The 15706-nt window shown below is 37.9% G+C and carries 18 protein-coding genes and 1 tRNA gene; 2 read left to right on the forward strand and 17 right to left on the reverse strand.

Annotated elements, in window-relative coordinates; all coding sequences use genetic code 11:
• Positions 1–7 precede the first annotated feature (7 nt).
• Genes BS85_RS0101105 through BS85_RS0101115 form a run of 3 tightly spaced genes read right to left on the reverse strand, consistent with a single transcriptional unit; the run spans position 8 to position 3311 of the window.
• Positions 8–1258 (reverse strand): serine hydroxymethyltransferase, encoded by a 1251-nt coding sequence (locus tag BS85_RS0101105; RefSeq protein WP_026943172.1) that lies wholly within the window; start codon positions 1256–1258, stop codon positions 8–10.
• The gene (gene lysS, locus BS85_RS0101110) at positions 1255–2763 is read right to left on the reverse strand and encodes a lysine--tRNA ligase (protein ID WP_026943173.1); all 1509 of its coding nucleotides are present in this window, start codon (positions 2761–2763) and stop codon (positions 1255–1257) included. Before lysS ends, BS85_RS0101105 begins: the two co-directional genes overlap by 4 nt.
• 11 nt (positions 2764–2774) lie before the next feature.
• On the reverse strand, positions 2775–3311 hold the full coding sequence (locus tag BS85_RS0101115; RefSeq protein ID WP_026943174.1) for a CvpA family protein: 537 nt from the start codon (positions 3309–3311) through the stop codon (positions 2775–2777).
• 118 nt (positions 3312–3429) lie between these two features.
• Between BS85_RS0101115 and BS85_RS0101120 the strand changes: the two genes are divergently transcribed.
• Both BS85_RS0101120 and lnt read left to right on the forward strand, forming a co-directional pair.
• Positions 3430–3933 (forward strand): YajQ family cyclic di-GMP-binding protein, encoded by a 504-nt coding sequence (locus tag BS85_RS0101120; RefSeq protein WP_026943175.1) that lies wholly within the window; start codon positions 3430–3432, stop codon positions 3931–3933.
• The gene (gene lnt / locus BS85_RS0101125; RefSeq protein ID WP_026943176.1) at positions 3930–5192 is read left to right on the forward strand and encodes an apolipoprotein N-acyltransferase; all 1263 of its coding nucleotides are present in this window, start codon (positions 3930–3932) and stop codon (positions 5190–5192) included. The genes BS85_RS0101120 and lnt overlap by 4 nt, the downstream gene beginning before the upstream one ends.
• Before the next feature lie 9 nt (positions 5193–5201).
• Here lnt and BS85_RS0101130 read toward each other — a convergent pair whose 3' ends face one another.
• The 14 genes from BS85_RS0101130 to napA form a co-directional block, all read right to left on the reverse strand.
• Entirely contained in the window at positions 5202–5636 is a 435-nt protein-coding gene (locus BS85_RS0101130) for a GNAT family N-acetyltransferase (RefSeq protein ID WP_026943177.1), read from the reverse strand.
• A 43-nt stretch (positions 5637–5679) separates the two neighbouring features.
• Positions 5680–5766, reverse strand: a tRNA-Leu gene (locus BS85_RS0101135).
• Positions 5767–6224: 458 nt separating this feature from the next.
• Positions 6225–6479: a hypothetical protein gene (locus BS85_RS0101140; RefSeq protein ID WP_026943178.1), complete on the reverse strand. Its 255-nt coding sequence runs from the start codon at positions 6477–6479 to the stop codon at positions 6225–6227.
• A 45-nt stretch (positions 6480–6524) separates the two neighbouring features.
• A complete protein-coding gene (locus BS85_RS11195; protein WP_156938000.1) occupies positions 6525–6671 on the reverse strand; it encodes a hypothetical protein in 147 nt (48 codons plus the stop codon).
• A gap of 118 nt (positions 6672–6789) precedes the next feature.
• Complete coding sequence (locus BS85_RS0101150) at positions 6790–7755, reverse strand: DUF3944 domain-containing protein (protein WP_026943179.1); 966 nt, start codon at positions 7753–7755, stop codon at positions 6790–6792.
• Between the two features lie 346 nt (positions 7756–8101).
• A complete protein-coding gene (locus tag BS85_RS11990; protein ID WP_281173554.1) occupies positions 8102–8230 on the reverse strand; it encodes a hypothetical protein in 129 nt (42 codons plus the stop codon).
• Positions 8231–8298: 68 nt separating this feature from the next.
• A complete protein-coding gene (locus tag BS85_RS0101155; protein ID WP_026943180.1) occupies positions 8299–8556 on the reverse strand; it encodes a hypothetical protein in 258 nt (85 codons plus the stop codon).
• A gap of 24 nt (positions 8557–8580) precedes the next feature.
• A complete protein-coding gene (locus BS85_RS0101160) occupies positions 8581–8964 on the reverse strand; it encodes a chaperone NapD (protein WP_026943181.1) in 384 nt (127 codons plus the stop codon).
• Positions 8965–8973: 9 nt separating this feature from the next.
• Entirely contained in the window at positions 8974–10002 is a 1029-nt protein-coding gene (locus tag BS85_RS10000) for a WD40 repeat domain-containing protein (RefSeq protein WP_051604622.1), read from the reverse strand.
• Between the two features lie 21 nt (positions 10003–10023).
• Positions 10024–10566, reverse strand: a complete 543-nt coding sequence (locus tag BS85_RS0101170; RefSeq protein WP_026943182.1) for a 4Fe-4S binding protein — start codon at positions 10564–10566, stop codon at positions 10024–10026.
• Positions 10566–11087, reverse strand: coding sequence for a nitrate reductase cytochrome c-type subunit (locus tag BS85_RS0101175; protein WP_026943183.1), 522 nt, complete (start codon positions 11085–11087; stop codon positions 10566–10568). Before BS85_RS0101175 ends, BS85_RS0101170 begins: the two co-directional genes overlap by 1 nt.
• The gene (gene napH, locus BS85_RS0101180; RefSeq protein ID WP_026943184.1) at positions 11084–11890 is read right to left on the reverse strand and encodes a quinol dehydrogenase ferredoxin subunit NapH; all 807 of its coding nucleotides are present in this window, start codon (positions 11888–11890) and stop codon (positions 11084–11086) included. The genes BS85_RS0101175 and napH overlap by 4 nt, the downstream gene beginning before the upstream one ends.
• Positions 11890–12660 carry a ferredoxin-type protein NapG gene (gene napG / locus BS85_RS0101185; RefSeq protein WP_026943185.1) on the reverse strand — a complete coding sequence of 257 codons (771 nt, stop codon included), beginning with the start codon at positions 12658–12660 and terminating at the stop codon, positions 11890–11892. The genes napH and napG overlap by 1 nt, the downstream gene beginning before the upstream one ends.
• Before the next feature lies 1 nt (position 12661).
• Positions 12662–15448, reverse strand: coding sequence for a nitrate reductase catalytic subunit NapA (gene napA, locus BS85_RS0101190; RefSeq protein WP_026943186.1), 2787 nt, complete (start codon positions 15446–15448; stop codon positions 12662–12664).
• Between the last annotated feature and the right edge of the window lie 258 nt (positions 15449–15706).

The raw sequence follows: 15706 nt of genomic DNA on the forward strand, positions 1-15706 counted from the left end.
TTTAATCTCAAAAAATTGCCTTATTATAAATAAGAAATTTTAGCGCAAGTTCTTTTAATTCACTCTTGATTTTTTCTTGTTTTTGCGTATTTGTTATATCATCCAATACATCTGCGATTCTATTTGCTACAATTTCAAACTCTGCTTCCTTGAATCCTCTTGCAGTCAATGCGGGTGAGCCAATCCTCACACCACTCGTTACAAACGGGCTTCGCGTCTCTCCGGGAACCGTATTTTTATTTACCGTAATTCCTGCATTTCCCAATGCTAAATCCGCATCTTTTCCGCTGTATTCTTTATCTAAGAAGGATAATAAAATCAAATGATTGTCCGTGCCATCACTCACAACTTTAAAATTTCTCCCCATTAAAACCTTTGCTAAAACTTTCGCATTAGCCTTTACTTGTCTAGCATATTCTTTCCAACTTGGCTTAAGATTCTCTCCAAAACCCACTGCTTTACCAGCAATCACATGCATAAGAGGTCCTCCTTGCATTCCGGGAAAAACTGCTTTGTCAATTTTTTTTGCGTATTCTTCATTGTTTGTTAAAATCAACCCTCCACGCGGTCCTCGCAAAGTTTTATGCGTTGTTGTAGTAACCACATCTGCATAAGGAAAAGGATTCGGGTATTCTCCTGCGACTACAAGCCCAGCAACATGGGCAATATCCGCCATTAAAATCGCCCCTACACTATCTGCAATTTCTCTAAATTTTGCAAAATTCAATTCTCTTGAATACGCGCTAAAACCACATACGATCATATCAGGTTTTACAACCTTTGCAATTTCGGCAACTTTATCATAATTAATTCTTCCATCAAGCTCCACACCATAAAAAAAACTTTGATACATTTGCCCTGTGAGACTGACTTTTGCCCCGTGTGTCAAATGCCCTCCGTGGCTTAAATCCATACCCAAAATCTTACCATATGGCTTTAAAAGCGCGGAATAAACCGCACAATTTGCTTGAGAACCCGCGTGTGGTTGGACATTTGCAAAGGAACAACCAAAAAGTTTTTTAGCACGATTAATTGCAATCTCCTCAATTTTATCAACAAACTCGCAACCTCCATAATATCGCTTAAATGGATACCCCTCGGCATATTTATTTGTCAAAACACTTCCCATTGCTTCCATTACACTAGGAAAAGTAAAATTTTCACTTGCAATCATCTCTAAATGCGTATTTTGTCGCTCTAGCTCCTGATTGATTAAACCTAGAATCTCTGGGTCGTTGTCTTTTAAAGCATAACTCATTCTTCATCCTTTTTTTGTGGTTTTTGTGGTTTTAATGCAGGAAATAAAATCACATCTTTAATAATTGTATTTCCTGTTAGCAACATCACAAGCCTATCAATCCCGATTCCCTCTCCAGCAGTCGGTGGCATACCATAAGAAAGCGCAGTAATATAATCTTCGTCCATATATTGCGCTTCTTCATCTCCGGCTTCTTTCGCCTTAACTTGCTCTTTAAATCTCTCTAGTTGGTCTAGCGGGTCATTTAATTCACTAAAACCATTGGCAATTTCGCTCCCACCAATAAACAACTCAAATCTATCAGCGATATAAGGATTTTCATCATTTCGTCTTGCAAGAGGGCTAATGGAAATTGGAAATTCTGTAATAAAAGTTGGGTCTATCAATTTCTCCTCTACAAATGCGTCAAAGGCTTCACTTTGTAGCTTTCCTAATTCCATTTTGGATTCTAGTTTTACATTATGCTCTATCAGATAATGATAGAGTTTATCGGCATTAGTCGCTATTTCAAGAGGAATCTTTCCAATCTCCACTAAAGCGTCAAGATAAGTTATCTCTCTAAAATTGTCCAAATGGATTTCTTGATTATTAAAAGATAGGGTTTTGGGTAGATTCAAAGATTCCAACAAAGAAAGAAATAACTCTTGTGTAAGCTTGATTAAATCCTTATAATCCTTATATGCCCAATAAAATTCAATCATTGTAAATTCTGGATTATGCGAATGGTCCATACCTTCATTGCGAAAGTTACGATTAATTTCAAAAACTGCCTCAAATCCACCGACAATTAGCCGTTTTAAATACAACTCTGGCGCAATTCTCAAATACCTCTCCACATTGAGCGCATTATGATAGGTAACAAAGGGTTTTGCATTTGCACCTCCCGGGATTGGGTGCATCATTGGCGTTTCAACTTCCAAGAATCCTTTTTGCTCAAAAAACTTTCTCACACTAGAAACGATTTTTGAACGCAATATAAAAACTTCACGCACTTCTTTATTCATAATCAAGTCCAAATATCTTTGACGATAGCGCAATTCAATATCTACTAGCCCGTGATATTTCTCTGGAAGCGGACTAATAGCTTTTGTAAGCAATTTAAAATCTAGTGCGTGTAAGCTCAATTCGCCTGTTTTTGTTACAAAAGGAAACCCTTTTGCCATTACAATATCACCTACTTCCACATATTTCTTAAAAATATCAAAAAAATCGTTTAATTCATTTTTGGATAAATAAACTTGCAAGATTCCGCTTGTATCCTCAATTTTGATGAAAGCCGCCTTGCCCATCAATCGAATAAATTTAATCCGTCCTGCAATTTGTGCAGATTTATTTTCATCTTTTTGTCTATCTTGTGGCTGTTGCTTTAAAGTATCATAAGTCTCCAAAAACTCTTGGGTGCTTAATCCTTTCGCAACTCCATTTACATAAGGATTAATCCCCATTTCTCGCAATGTATCGGCTTTTGCAATCCTGCCTAATACATAAGCATCGTTTTCAAACATTCCTATCCTTTTTAAAAAATATTTTTTTGTAAATCATCTATTTTGGGCGCGTTGCTTTGCACAACATCAAGCTTGATTACCGCTGCGCCTGTATCACGCAATAGAGGATAAAGATAACTATTTTGTGTTTTGCTTTCAATATAGCTTTTTGCAAACTGAATATGCGTTAAGGTAGCAATAAGAATCGCGAAAATCATAAAAACCTTTAACGCACCAAAGCAGAATCCCAAGAGACGATTCAATCCACCTAACGCGCTTAAATGCACCAATTTTTGCACAATTTCTGCTATGATTAATGCAACACCCCAAATCAATGCTAACAATACCAAAAAACCAATCAAAGAAATGGCGGAGGGGTTTTGAAACGCATAAAGATTTGCACTAATCCATTGCCCCATAGACTCTCCATAGACCGAAGCACCATACACCCCACCCACGATTCCAACGAATCCAAAAAACTCTCGCACAAAACCATTAATAACGCCACGAATAGCCAAAATTAAAATCAAAGCACCTACAATTAAATCAAACCAACTAAAATCGCTCATTGCAAACCTTGGAATAAAAACTTTAATAAATTGGATATTTTACACAAAACAAACCTAAAAATATTTTATGTTAAAATAAATTGTAACAAATTTAATAAAATTTTACAAAGGAATGACAATGGCGACTAAAGAACATAGCTTTGATATTTCAGCTAAAGTTGAGATTCAAGAGTTTAAAAATGCACTAGAACAAGCAAAAAAAGAGATTGAAAATCGCTTTGATTTTAAAGGAGATAAAGCAAAAGAGCTGAATTTTAACGAAAAAGAAAAAACTTTAATCCTTTTAGCCACAAGCGATAACAAGGCAAAAGCAATCAAAGACATTTTGGATTCCAAACTCGTTAAACGCAATCTTTCCTTAAAAGTTTTAAAAGAACAAAATATGGAATCCGCAAGTGGTGGCAATACAAAAATAACCTATAAGCTAAACGATGTTTTAGATGATAAAAGCACAAAAGCTATCAATGCAGCAATCAAAAATGAAAAATTCAAAGTTAGTACGCAAATTTTAGGCAATGAAATCCGTGTCAAAGCTAAAGACATTGATGAACTACAAAAAGTCATTGCTCATTTGCGCAAAATGGAACTAGAAATTTCTCTTAGCTTTGGAAATTTTTCTTGAAAAAGCATTCTAAAGCACTTACTTCCTTTACTCTTGGAGCTTTATGTGCCTTATTTTTTAGTGCGTTTATTTATTTGGAACATTTCTTAGGAGACTTCAACGCTCCGATTTTTTCTACGCTTTGTGCAATTGGTGGAATCTTTTTGTATTTTAAACTCTCGCGCTTGGGAGCTTTCATCTGTGGTGCATTCATTGGAATTTTATGGTTTTATTGGGTTGGCTTTAGTTTTAGATTCTATGACTTAACCCTCTTAATCCCATTGGTATGGGTTGTATTTTCGCTCATTTATGGTGGGCTTTTTTATATTTTTTGCTTTTTTCAAAACCCAATTTATCGTATTGTTTCTCTTGCTCTCTCCTCTTTTGTCCGCCCCTTTGGTTTTAATTGGTTTATCATAGAATCCATACTTACCAAAAGTTATTTTTTCCCTTCTAAGTTCATATTTTTTTTACTTTTAATAGGTGTGTTAATTTTTAGCTTAACACTCTCAAAAAAACTTTACAAAATAAGTTTTTCTTGGCTAATACTCTTTTGTTTGTTGCTTGTATTGCCCCATTACATAGGATTTTCTAATCCACCAATGGAATCTCATTCTAAATTAAAAATCAAAACTTTAAGTCTTGATATTCCTCAAAATCTACGTTGGGATTCTGCGCATTTAAATCAAATCATAGAGCAAAACTATCAACAAATCTTGGAGGCAAAAGCGGAGAATTATGACTTAGTGATTCTACCTGAAACCGCCTTTCCTCTTGCATTGAATCTCTATCCAAGCTTAATAGAATCCCTCAAAACCACAAGTCAAGAAATTGCCATTTTAACCGGTGCGCTCTATCAAGAAAACAAGCGCGTCTTTAATAGCGCATACCTTTTCCAATATGGAGAAATGAAAGTGTTTCATAAGCTTATTTTGGTGCCATTTGGAGAGCAGATTCCATTACCAAACTTTTTAGCCAAATGGGTCAATCAAGTATTTTTTGGAGGAGCAAGTGATTTTGATTCTGCAGAATTTAAATCGCCCAATTTTGCACTCATCAATGGTGAGAGATTCCAAATTGCCATTTGTTATGAGGCAACGCGTGAGGAGTTTTATCAAGATTTTCCAAAAAATCTTATTGCCATTAGTAATAATGCGTGGTTTGCTCCAAGCGTTGAAGCAACACTGCAAAAGCTTCTAATGCTATATTTTGCTAAAAATTATAACACGACAATTTTTCATTCTAGCAATGCTTCACCCAACTTTACCCTCACACCTTGATACATAACTCTATTGTAGCAACATTTGAATATGCAAAATTCCATCTTCTAGGTATTCCTTAGAGGCTTGTTGGAATCCAAACTTCTCATAAAATCCTTTAGCATAAACTTGCGCTCCGATTCTTATTTCTCTAGCTTGCAATTTTTCTCGTGCAATTTTGATACCCTCTTTGAGAATTTCTCTACCAAATCCATTATTTCTTTTTAATGTTAGCACTCTACCGATTGAAACTTCTTTATAAGATAAACCTGCGGGTAATATGCGCAAATAAGCCTGAACACCATTTGAATCCCTAAGATACAAATGCAAACTTTGCCTATCCTTTTCATCTAGTTCTTGGTAGGCACATTTCTGCTCTACAACAAATACATTCACACGAATCTTAAGAATCTCATACAATTCATCTAGGGTTAATTCTTCAAATTTTTTAACGATAAATTGCATAAAATTCCTTAAAAATTAACAAATGAAATGAAATAGGGAGAAATGGTGCCGAGGGTCGGAATCGAACCGACACGGGGTTGCCCCCACCAGATTTTGAGTCTGGCGCGTCTACCAATTTCACCACCCCGGCAAAAGTGAAAGGCATAATTATACACTCTACCAACAAAAACTTAGCTTAAAATATCGCAAAAATTAAATTTAATTTTTTAAATCAAGCCTTAAAAGCACGATTCTACATTTAATTACCTCATTGCAAGGCTTTGCCCAAAGCAATCCATAATACAGAATTAGCTAAAAAGCTAACTACTCTGTCATTGCGAGAGAGTGAAACGAACGAAGCAATCCATAATTAAGCATAAAGAAAACTTCCACAATAAAATCCTTATTGATTGATAAAATTATAGATTGCCACAGCCTCTAACGAGACTTCTCAATGACGAAGTATCAGACGCTTTGACTTCCCGTCATTGCGAACGAGAAGTGCGACATTATGGATTGCCACGAAGTTGTGCCAACTTCTCACAATGACAAGGCAAGAAATCTAAAGTTGCAAATTGCCGCGATTCCTTATAGAATCCCCAATAAAAACTATTTATTTCTTTTTGAGTTTTTCCAACTTTTACAATTTGGTCTAGGAGAATCCTTTTTGAAAGAAATTAAAATTTCCTCTAAGAATCCTAGCTCCTTACGCTCTGTTGGCGCGTTGCAATGGGGGCAATTCCGATACAAAAACTCATCTCCTCCCCTGCAACAAGTGCTTTTAGGATAAATAATTTTCTTGAATCCACAATGATTGCAAACAAGTTTATAGGGTTTCAAATCCGCTCCAAAAAAGCCTAACATTTCACTACTCCTATTTAATTTCTACAAGTCAAACTTGCTTTTGTGTTAATCCAAAATTTCCTTACCCGCCGATAATTGCGCGTATGCATAGCAAAAGATTGCTGTTACAATGCCGCCTAATACAAAACTACGCAAAAGTGTAGAAGTTACAATCCACACGCTACCCACTGCCAAGATTTTTAAAAATTTCAACACAATGTCCTCCCGTAATATTTTCTTGGATTCAAAAGTTTAGCAAAATGCTATGACAGGTTGTGTCGTGCAATCCAAAATATATCAAAAACTAAGTGCATTTCCAAATTTTGTGGGATTACTCCATTTCGCCAAGCTGCTCCCATACTCTTTCTTTGTCCTCTCTTGTTGTCTTGCTATCCTGCCTTAAATAGGCTAACAAAGTCACTAAAGACACTCCTATTCTTACCGTCAATACCCTTTCTTCCATTATTCCTGCATGATTTAAAACTAAGCCAATGCCCCCTAAGCTAATGTTCTTTTTTTGAATCTCTCCAGGGTGAGCAGTAAAAATCGCATCCAATGCCGTATTAATCGGCGTAGAAAACTTGTGAAGCGTATCCATTACCTCGTCTGTTACCAATGTCAATCCGTGTTCTAACTCTTTTTCCACTATTGTGTTTGCCACAATCAAGGCGAGTTTATATCCTGCAAAACCTCCCTTTTCAATTACAGATTGCATAATGGATTCTATCCAATGCGTCTTTTTCCCTCCCTTATCCTGAATCTCTACACCCAACGTTTTTGCGAATTCTTGTATTTCCTCTCTTGGCATTCTATCCATTGCGTCTTGGAGGATATTGCGGAGCAAAAGCTCCTCTAAAGATTCCACTTCGGAATTTTCCTCATAATCCACCCTTAAGAATTCACACACGCAAACCAACATTGCCTTGTAAAAATTGGACAATGTAGAATCCGAATCCTCCAATCCGGGTATTAAGCCTGTTTGGTATAAGGATTGCGTGTCAAACGTTTCCGCGATAGAGTAAGAAGAAAAAGATTTATGACCTTTCTCCTTTTTTGCGCTGATGACTTTGCACACAAACACAGAGACAGCATGCACCTTAATTTCCTCAATGATTTTCTCAAGATACTTTTTGTGGTTTGGGTAATATTGTTTAAAGACTATACTAGAGGGAAGCGTTCCTTCAAAATCTTGTATTCTATCCATTTTGTCACTAAAAGCCACCAACAATTCAACAAGATCATCCAAATCCTCATTATCCATTGTCCCTAAAAATTCTAAATCCTTATCGTAAGCCATTTTTTCTCCTTGTAAATTTGTCAAAAGTTTAACCAACTCAAATGACAGGTAGTGTCATACTGCATTAAAAAGTTAAAAATTTATTCTATCAAATAAAAAAAAGGGGGAGGGGGGCAAGATTTTGCTTAAGATTTTTTGTTAAAATTGTGTAAATTGGATAAATTTGTATCCAAAAGAAACATTAAGAAATGATATTATAAGAGAATTTATGCAAATTTTTGTTAATCATTACATAATGCAATGGGAGTTATTTTATAAAATATCTATTGTTTCTTTAAACTCAATAAACATTGAACAATTCCACTCCCTTGTGTTTGATAATTTGCGTTTAAAAATATGCTAAATCTTACACGCTTTGCACTTTGCCACTTCCGTCATTGCGAGAGAGTGAAACGAACGAAGCAATCCATAATCTTGCATACAGAAAATTTTTACAATGGAATCCTTGCTGATTGATAAAATTATGGATTGCCACGAAAATTTTTCAAATTTTCTCGCAATGACAGAGGAGGAAATATTCCTTGTAATGACAAAATGTAACCACTACGTCATTGCGAGAGAGTGAAACAAACGAAGCAATCCATAATCTTGCATGCAGAAAATTTTTACAATGGAATCCTTGCTGATTGATAAAATTATGGATTGCCACGAAAATTTTTCAAATTTTCTCGCAATGACGAAGTAGTCAGTAAGTGGAATCTCGCAATGACGGAGTTGGGGAGGCGATAAAAGAGAAGGAAGCATTGCGTGCGCCTCGCAATGACGCAGTGGGCAATCTTTAGCATAAACTTTGCCACCCATTAGGGATTCCTTTAAAAATCCCGCTTACTTTTGCACCTTTAAAATCGTATCTAACGCGCCTTGCACATCGCCACTATAAGTAATTTTATCTGCACTTTTGTCCTCTTTTAAGATTGCTGGAATCGCGTCTTGCTGTGCAATCTCCTCACGCATTTCCTCTAATTCTGTGCTATGGTAGGCATAAATCATCTGCGCTGAAATCACGCCCTCTAAGCCTTCAATCTGCTTTAAAAGCTTGATTTCCTCCTCAATGCTTTGGGATTCCAAAGTTACGATGATTTTGCCGCTTTCGTCTTTGTAATGGCACTCCGCCCCGCTAATTGCGTTAATTGCTTCCCATAGCCTTGCAATCTCACTAGGCGCACATAGCACCACAAGGCTTGAAACATTAAAATCCTCTTCTTGCATTTTCACTCCTTACAGATTCCAAATCAAAATATTTCTACCATCTTCACTGCTAATGATTTGCTTGGAATCCACAAAAATAATGTTATTAAGCAAACTCTTATGCCCCAAAAGTTTAGCAACTTCCTCTTTGGATTCTGTCTTAAAGACGCAAATATCACTCTGTTCATTTTGCATATAAGCCCCCAATGTAGAATCCGCACTCAAACCCACGCTATAAACCAAGAAATCCGCCGCGATTCCATAGGATTCCACTATATTTGTCTTTAAATTCAACCGATACACACCCGCGTGTCTATCTTGCCCTGCGGCAATAAAAGTCATCGTATCGCCCACTTTAGAAAATTTCACTTGATACACATTGTCCTTATTCTCGCCCTCCAATTCCGCAATCACTTCTCCGCTATCAATAGAGCCAAAATACAAAATTCCCGATTCACACGCCACCACATAGCGGTTACTTGGAATCTCTAATGCAAAGTCAGAAAAGGAAGCTTCGGAGAGTTGCTTACGATAAAGAATCTGCTTCTTGTTTAAATCATACAGCATAATCTCATTACTCGCTAACCCTAAAAAAATCTGTGCTTCATTCACAAAAGCCGCTTTTTTGATATTTAGCGATTCCACATTGGGTAATGCCTCCAAATGCCCCTTAGAAAACACAAAAAGATTCTTTGTGCCATAATTGCCCTCACTATGGATTAGAATCCTCTCTCCTAGTCTATCCACACTATACACCTTAGGTGCGTAAGATTCCGCATAAAAACTCGCAATATCGGGAAGCTTGACAAGCAATTTTGGCGAGGATTCCTCAAGCTTTAGTTCCAAAACCTCTCCAAAATCCGTGCCAATTAGCAAAGAATCCCCCACTAAATTTGTAACAACAATATTGTTTTGCAGAGTAATAATCTTTTGCGGTTTTCGCACTTTTGCTTCTATATTTTGTGTAGTTTGTGCGCTTTCAATCTCCTCTTGCGCCACTAAAGGCACAAAGAGTAAAAACAAAAAAAGCAATGCACTGGGATAAAATTTCTTTCTCATTTTGATTCCTTATCTTGCAATTTATTCTTTGGATTCTAGCACAATCGCTCGTGCAGGACAAGCCCCGATACATTCTCCACAACCGATACAATGCGTTTGGATTGTAGGATAAAACAACCCGCTAAAAGCAATCGCTTGATTCTTTCCTAGTATGCTATAACAAATATCCTTGCAGGTGCAACACAGGGTTTTATGATATGCTAGGCAGGTTAATTCGTTGATTTTAACAACAAAATTCCAATTTGGATTCTGTTCCTTTGTAGATTCCTCCTCTAGCACATCTTTTGGACACGCCCTTGCGCATTCTCCACAAAGCTTACAACCGCTACTTGTAAAATCAATATAAACCTTATTGTCGGCTATTTTTAGGATTCCGCTTTTGCTTTCTTTATTATAAATTTCCTCACAAACCCGCACACAAGGCGTTTGTTCTTGCCATTGCGTGATACATTGCCCACAAAATTCAGAAAAAAGAAAGCGATTGGAATTATAGGGGGGCAAGGGCATAAAGCCCTTTTGCTTAGGCTTTAGCAAAGCTGTAAAAAGCTCCCTGCGATTCCGCATTAATTCACGCCCTCATTCACAATATCAAGCAAATTGGACTTCGTGCTGCCGTTTTCTTGACGAAAATCTGGTGCAAACTTATTGACAACAAGTGGTGCAGCATTCACTTGTGTTGCGTGGCAAATCACACAATTAAAGCGCGTTTCGTCCATTTCCCCTTTTAAATCCTTGTTTGTGCGAAAATTATAAAAATGCGATTTAGGCATTGGTGTTGCATTCACTGCCGCCGCCATTTCAGGTAAATGACAACTCGTGCAAGAATTGTTTTCTTTTGTAATAGGCAACATATCCTCTGTTGTGTGTGAAATCATCGGTGGAGCGTTTTCAAACGCGCGGTCAATCAGTTCAGATTCTCCCGCTGCTTTGCCCACATAATCAAACTTTGCAATCTGCGCATCTTCGCTAAAAAGTGTGGATTTGCGCAAACCAATCTCGTTTTCACTCACGCCACTTTGACACCCCAAAAATGTAAGTCCAGCAACCGCTAAACCTACAAACATCATAACTTTATTAAAATTCATCTTTTCTCCTTTAATAAATCCAAGAGATTAAAACTTAGCGCATTATCCCCGCAAACTTCAATGCAGCGTCCGCAACGCGTACATTCACCGCTATTAATCGTGCCACTTTCCTTGCCAATGATTCCTAAAACCTGCTTTTGAGGGCAGATTTTTTTGCACTCCATACAATGTGTGCAAGATTCCAAATCATATTTGACTTTCAAAATTGCAAAACGACTGATGAGGGAATAAAACGCACCCAAAGGGCAAATATGCCCACAAAATGCGCCCTTTGCCACAAATAAATCTAGCAAAAACACTACCAACACAGACAAAAATCCAAACCCAAGACCAAAAATGATTCCACGATGCAACATTGCAATCGGGCTAATGGCTTCAAATGCTGCGATTCCAAACAAAAAAGACAACAACAAACCTAAAATTAAAAGCACATACCGCAAAGAATTTTTTAAATAAATTAAATTCCCAAGTGCTTCTAAACCTAAAATTCGGCGTAAAAAGGAAGCAAAATCGGTTACAAGGTTAATGGGGCAGACATATGCACAATAGGCGCGTCCCACTAGCAAACCATAAAACAAAAGAATCAGTAAAGCACCCACAAGCGCATTTGCGCCTACGATTCCACCCGCACACAATAATTGCAATATCGCATAAGGGTCGCTCAATGGAATCACGCCAAACACGAGTGAGGAGCTAAGATTACCTTGCAAAATTTTAAAGCTTGTATAATTTCCCAATACATAAAGAGCTAAAAGCCCTATTTGCACGATTCTGCGCAACAATAAATAGCGATATTTTTGCATTACAAATCCCCACTATTTAAATAATCACGCACTTTGGAATCAGGCTTCTTTTGGATTCCACCTTTAACCTCTTGCAAACGCATTTCATCTTCTGTTTCCCAACCTTTAATATAATTTGCTCCTACTTTACCAAGTGCTATTTCGCGTGGCAAAACAATAATCGCCGCTTTCTCCGTGATACAAGCTTTTTCACATTTACCGCAACCCGTGCAAACTTCACTCTCCACGACGGGCAAAAGATAGGAATGCTTTCCTGTGCGTTCGTTGCGCTTCAATTCTAACTTAATGGCTTCGCCCAAGAGCGGACAAGCACGATAACAAGCATCGCATTGGATTCCCCAATACGCCACACAATGTTCCTTATCCACAACTGCGACTCCCATTTTAGCTAGGTTAATATCAAGCCCTTCTGCATTAGAGACTAATTTAGAATCTAGCGCGTCTGTTGGACAAACCGGCACACAAGGAATATCCTCACACATTTCACACGGAATCCCTCTAGGCTCAAAATAAGGTGTGCCTATGGGCTTCCCGCTTCCAGCGTCTGCGAGTTTTAAGGTGTCAAAAGGACAAGCCTCCACGCACAAACCGCATTTAATGCAAGTTTTTAAAAATTCCTTTTCGCTTAAAGCTCCCGGTGGTCTTAAGATAAGTGGGTTTGCCTTGCTTTCTTGTAAAAACGCACCCCAAACCAAGCCACCAAGCCCTACAAGCGCAATCGCTTGTGCGCCACTTAGTAGAAATTTACGCCGATTGGTATTTTGTTGCATTTTATGCCTTATAAATTTTTACAGCACATTTTTTGAAATCTGTTTGCTTGGAAATTGGACAAGTTGCGTCTAAACAAACTTTGTTGATATAAACTTTCTCATCAAACCAAGGCACATAGACAAGCCCCATTGGTGGGCGATTGCGTCCGCGCATATCCACACGCGCTTTTACCTTACCGCGTCTTGATTCTACCCAAACCGCGTCATTTTGTTGCACACCAAGCTTTTTGCCATCTTCTGGATTCATATAACACAATGCTTCAGGCACGGCGCGATAGAGTTCTGGCACACGCATTGTCATTGTTCCACTATGCCAATGCTCTAGCACACGCCCTGTGCTTAACCAGAATGGATATTCTTTGCTTGGCATTTCGGGTGGATCCATATAAGGACGGAAGAAAATTTTTGCTTTGTTTTTGAGTGAAAATTTCTCTTGAGTTTTTGGTGTTGTCAAATCCCCGCGTGGCAATTCTTTACCTGCTCCACCATAAAATGCAAACTCTCCATTTCCTGCTTTTCTTGCATAATAATCGTATTTTGCATTGAAACGCCATTGGGTTTCTTTGCCATCTACGACAGGCCATCTAAGCCCACGCACTCTATGATAAGTATCAAAATCCGCTAAGTCGTGTGCGTGTCCTACACCAAACTTGCGATATTCCTCCCAAAGATACTTTTGCACAAAGAATCCATAGCCTTTAAATACTTCTCCATTACTGCCGACAACTTCGCGCTTATCGCCAAAGACTTCAGAATTGATTGTATCTTTTAACATAGAATCGGTTGTCTTATAACCCAATGCTTCTTTGTTTGCATACAAAACATCATAAAGTGTGGAATCCTCATTATATCCCATTGCTTTTGCTGCTTCTAGCACATTGGGGAGTGTCAATTTATCGTTAATCTTTTTCTCGCCCCAAACTTCTTTTAGCTTGAATCGCTTGGAAAATTCCATCATTTGCCAAGTATCGCTCATCGCATTACCTTGTGGGAGAACTTGCTGTTTCCAATGCTGGGTTCTGCGCTCTGCGTTTCCATAAGCACCCCATTTTTCATAAATCATCGCCACAGGCAAAATCAAATCCGCCACTTTTGCGCTAATGCCCGGATACGCGTCAGAAACAACAATAAAGTTATCCATTTCTCTAGCAGCCTTAATCCAATGGTTCGCATTTGCAGTGTTTTGCCAAGGGTTATTGACATGCACCCACGCCCATTTGATTTTACCATCTTCAAGATTCCGCATAATTTGCATAAAGTGTGCGCCCGGTTGAGGATTGATTGTTCCATTTGGAAGCTTCCAAATCTTTTCTGTCATTTCTCTATGTTTTGGATTCGCCACAACCATATCCGCAGGTAATCGGTGTGAGAATGTCCCTACTTCCCTAGCTGTTCCACACGCACTGGGTTGTCCTGTAAGAGAGAATGCACCACTTCCGGGTTTTGCTTGTTTGCCAAGCAACATATGCACCATATAGCTTTGCTCATTAACCCAAGTTCCTCTTGTGTGTTGATTCATTCCCATTGTCCAAAAGCTCACAATTTTGCGATTCTTTTCAATGTAATATTGTGCAAGTTGTTTGAGTTTGCCTTTAAAGGATTCCAAACTCTCGCTTGCATCGCCTTTTGCAAGTTTTGCAACAAAATCAAGCGTGTAAGGCTCTAATGCCTTTTTAAAATCATCAAAAGAAATTTCCCAATGGTTTCCTGCGGTTGCATTGTGTTTATTTTCCATTGTATCACCGGCTTTCATACCAAGATAAGCAAGGGTTACGCCTTCGGCTTCACTAATAACTTTGGATTTTTCTTTTGCTGCAGTGTCTAGCTCTGCTGCACCATATTTTGCGTGTTTAATATCTGTGCGCATTCCATAACCAATATCGGCAAAACCGGTCGTAAAGATACAATTTTTATTAACAAAATTCCAATCAATCGCCTTAGGGTTATTATAAACAATCTCGTGTGCAATATAGTTCCAAATTGCTAAATCGGTGTGTGGAGCAAAAACGATTTCAATATCTGCTAAATCCGAAGTTCTATTGGAATAAGGTGTGAGATTCACCACTTTTACCTTATCGGGATTGGTTAATTTTCTATCTGTAACCCTTGCCCAAAGAATCGGGTGCATTTCTGCCATATTTGCTCCCCAAGTAACAATCGTATCGGTGAGCTCAATATCATCATAACAACCCGCAGGTTCATCAATTCCAAAGGTCTCCATAAACCCAACAACCGCACTTGCCATACAATGTCTAGCATTTGGGTCAATATTATTGCTTCTAAAGCCACCCTTAATCAGCTTGACTGCCGCATAACCCTCTTGCACAGTGTATTGTCCAGAACCAAATACACCGATTCCGGTAGGTCCTAGCTCATTGTATGCCTTTTTGAATTGTGCTTCCATTACATCAAAGGCTTTCTGCCAACTTACGGGTTCAAATTTACCCTTTTTGTCAAATTCGCCTTTGGAATTTACGCGCAAAAGAGGTTGTGTTAGCCTATCTGCACCATACATAATTTTAGCATTAAAATATCCTTTGATACAATTCAAACCACGATTCACAGGAGCTGCAGGGTCTCCTTTGATTGCAACAATTTGTTCATCTTTTGTTGCCACCATAATCCCACAGCCTGTTCCACAGAATCTACAAACGGACTTATCCCATTTCCAGCCGCCTTCTGCTTCTTTTGCTGCAGCTAAAGCATTGCTTGGCAATGCGATTCCAACTGCACTTGCCGCACTTGCTGCTGCCGCTGTTTTTAAAAATTCGCGTCTATTGTATGCCACAAAAGCCTCCTTAAGCTTTTAATTTTTAGCATTTTCAAATGCTAGATAATTATAGCAATTTAAGTATTTTTAAGAATTGATTTAAGTCAATATATATCTTTTTATATTTCGTATTTTATGGACTTAGAGAGCCTTTATTAAAGATTTATTTTGATATTTTACGCTCCTTTTATGAATATTTTAGGGCAGAAAATCAGGTATTTTATAAATAATAATTTTTTTTATTAGAAAATTAATATCATTTTTATAATTTCAGTG

It is taken from the genome of Helicobacter rodentium ATCC 700285, assembly GCF_000687535.1.
Lineage (GTDB): Bacteria > Campylobacterota > Campylobacteria > Campylobacterales > Helicobacteraceae > Helicobacter_D > Helicobacter_D rodentium.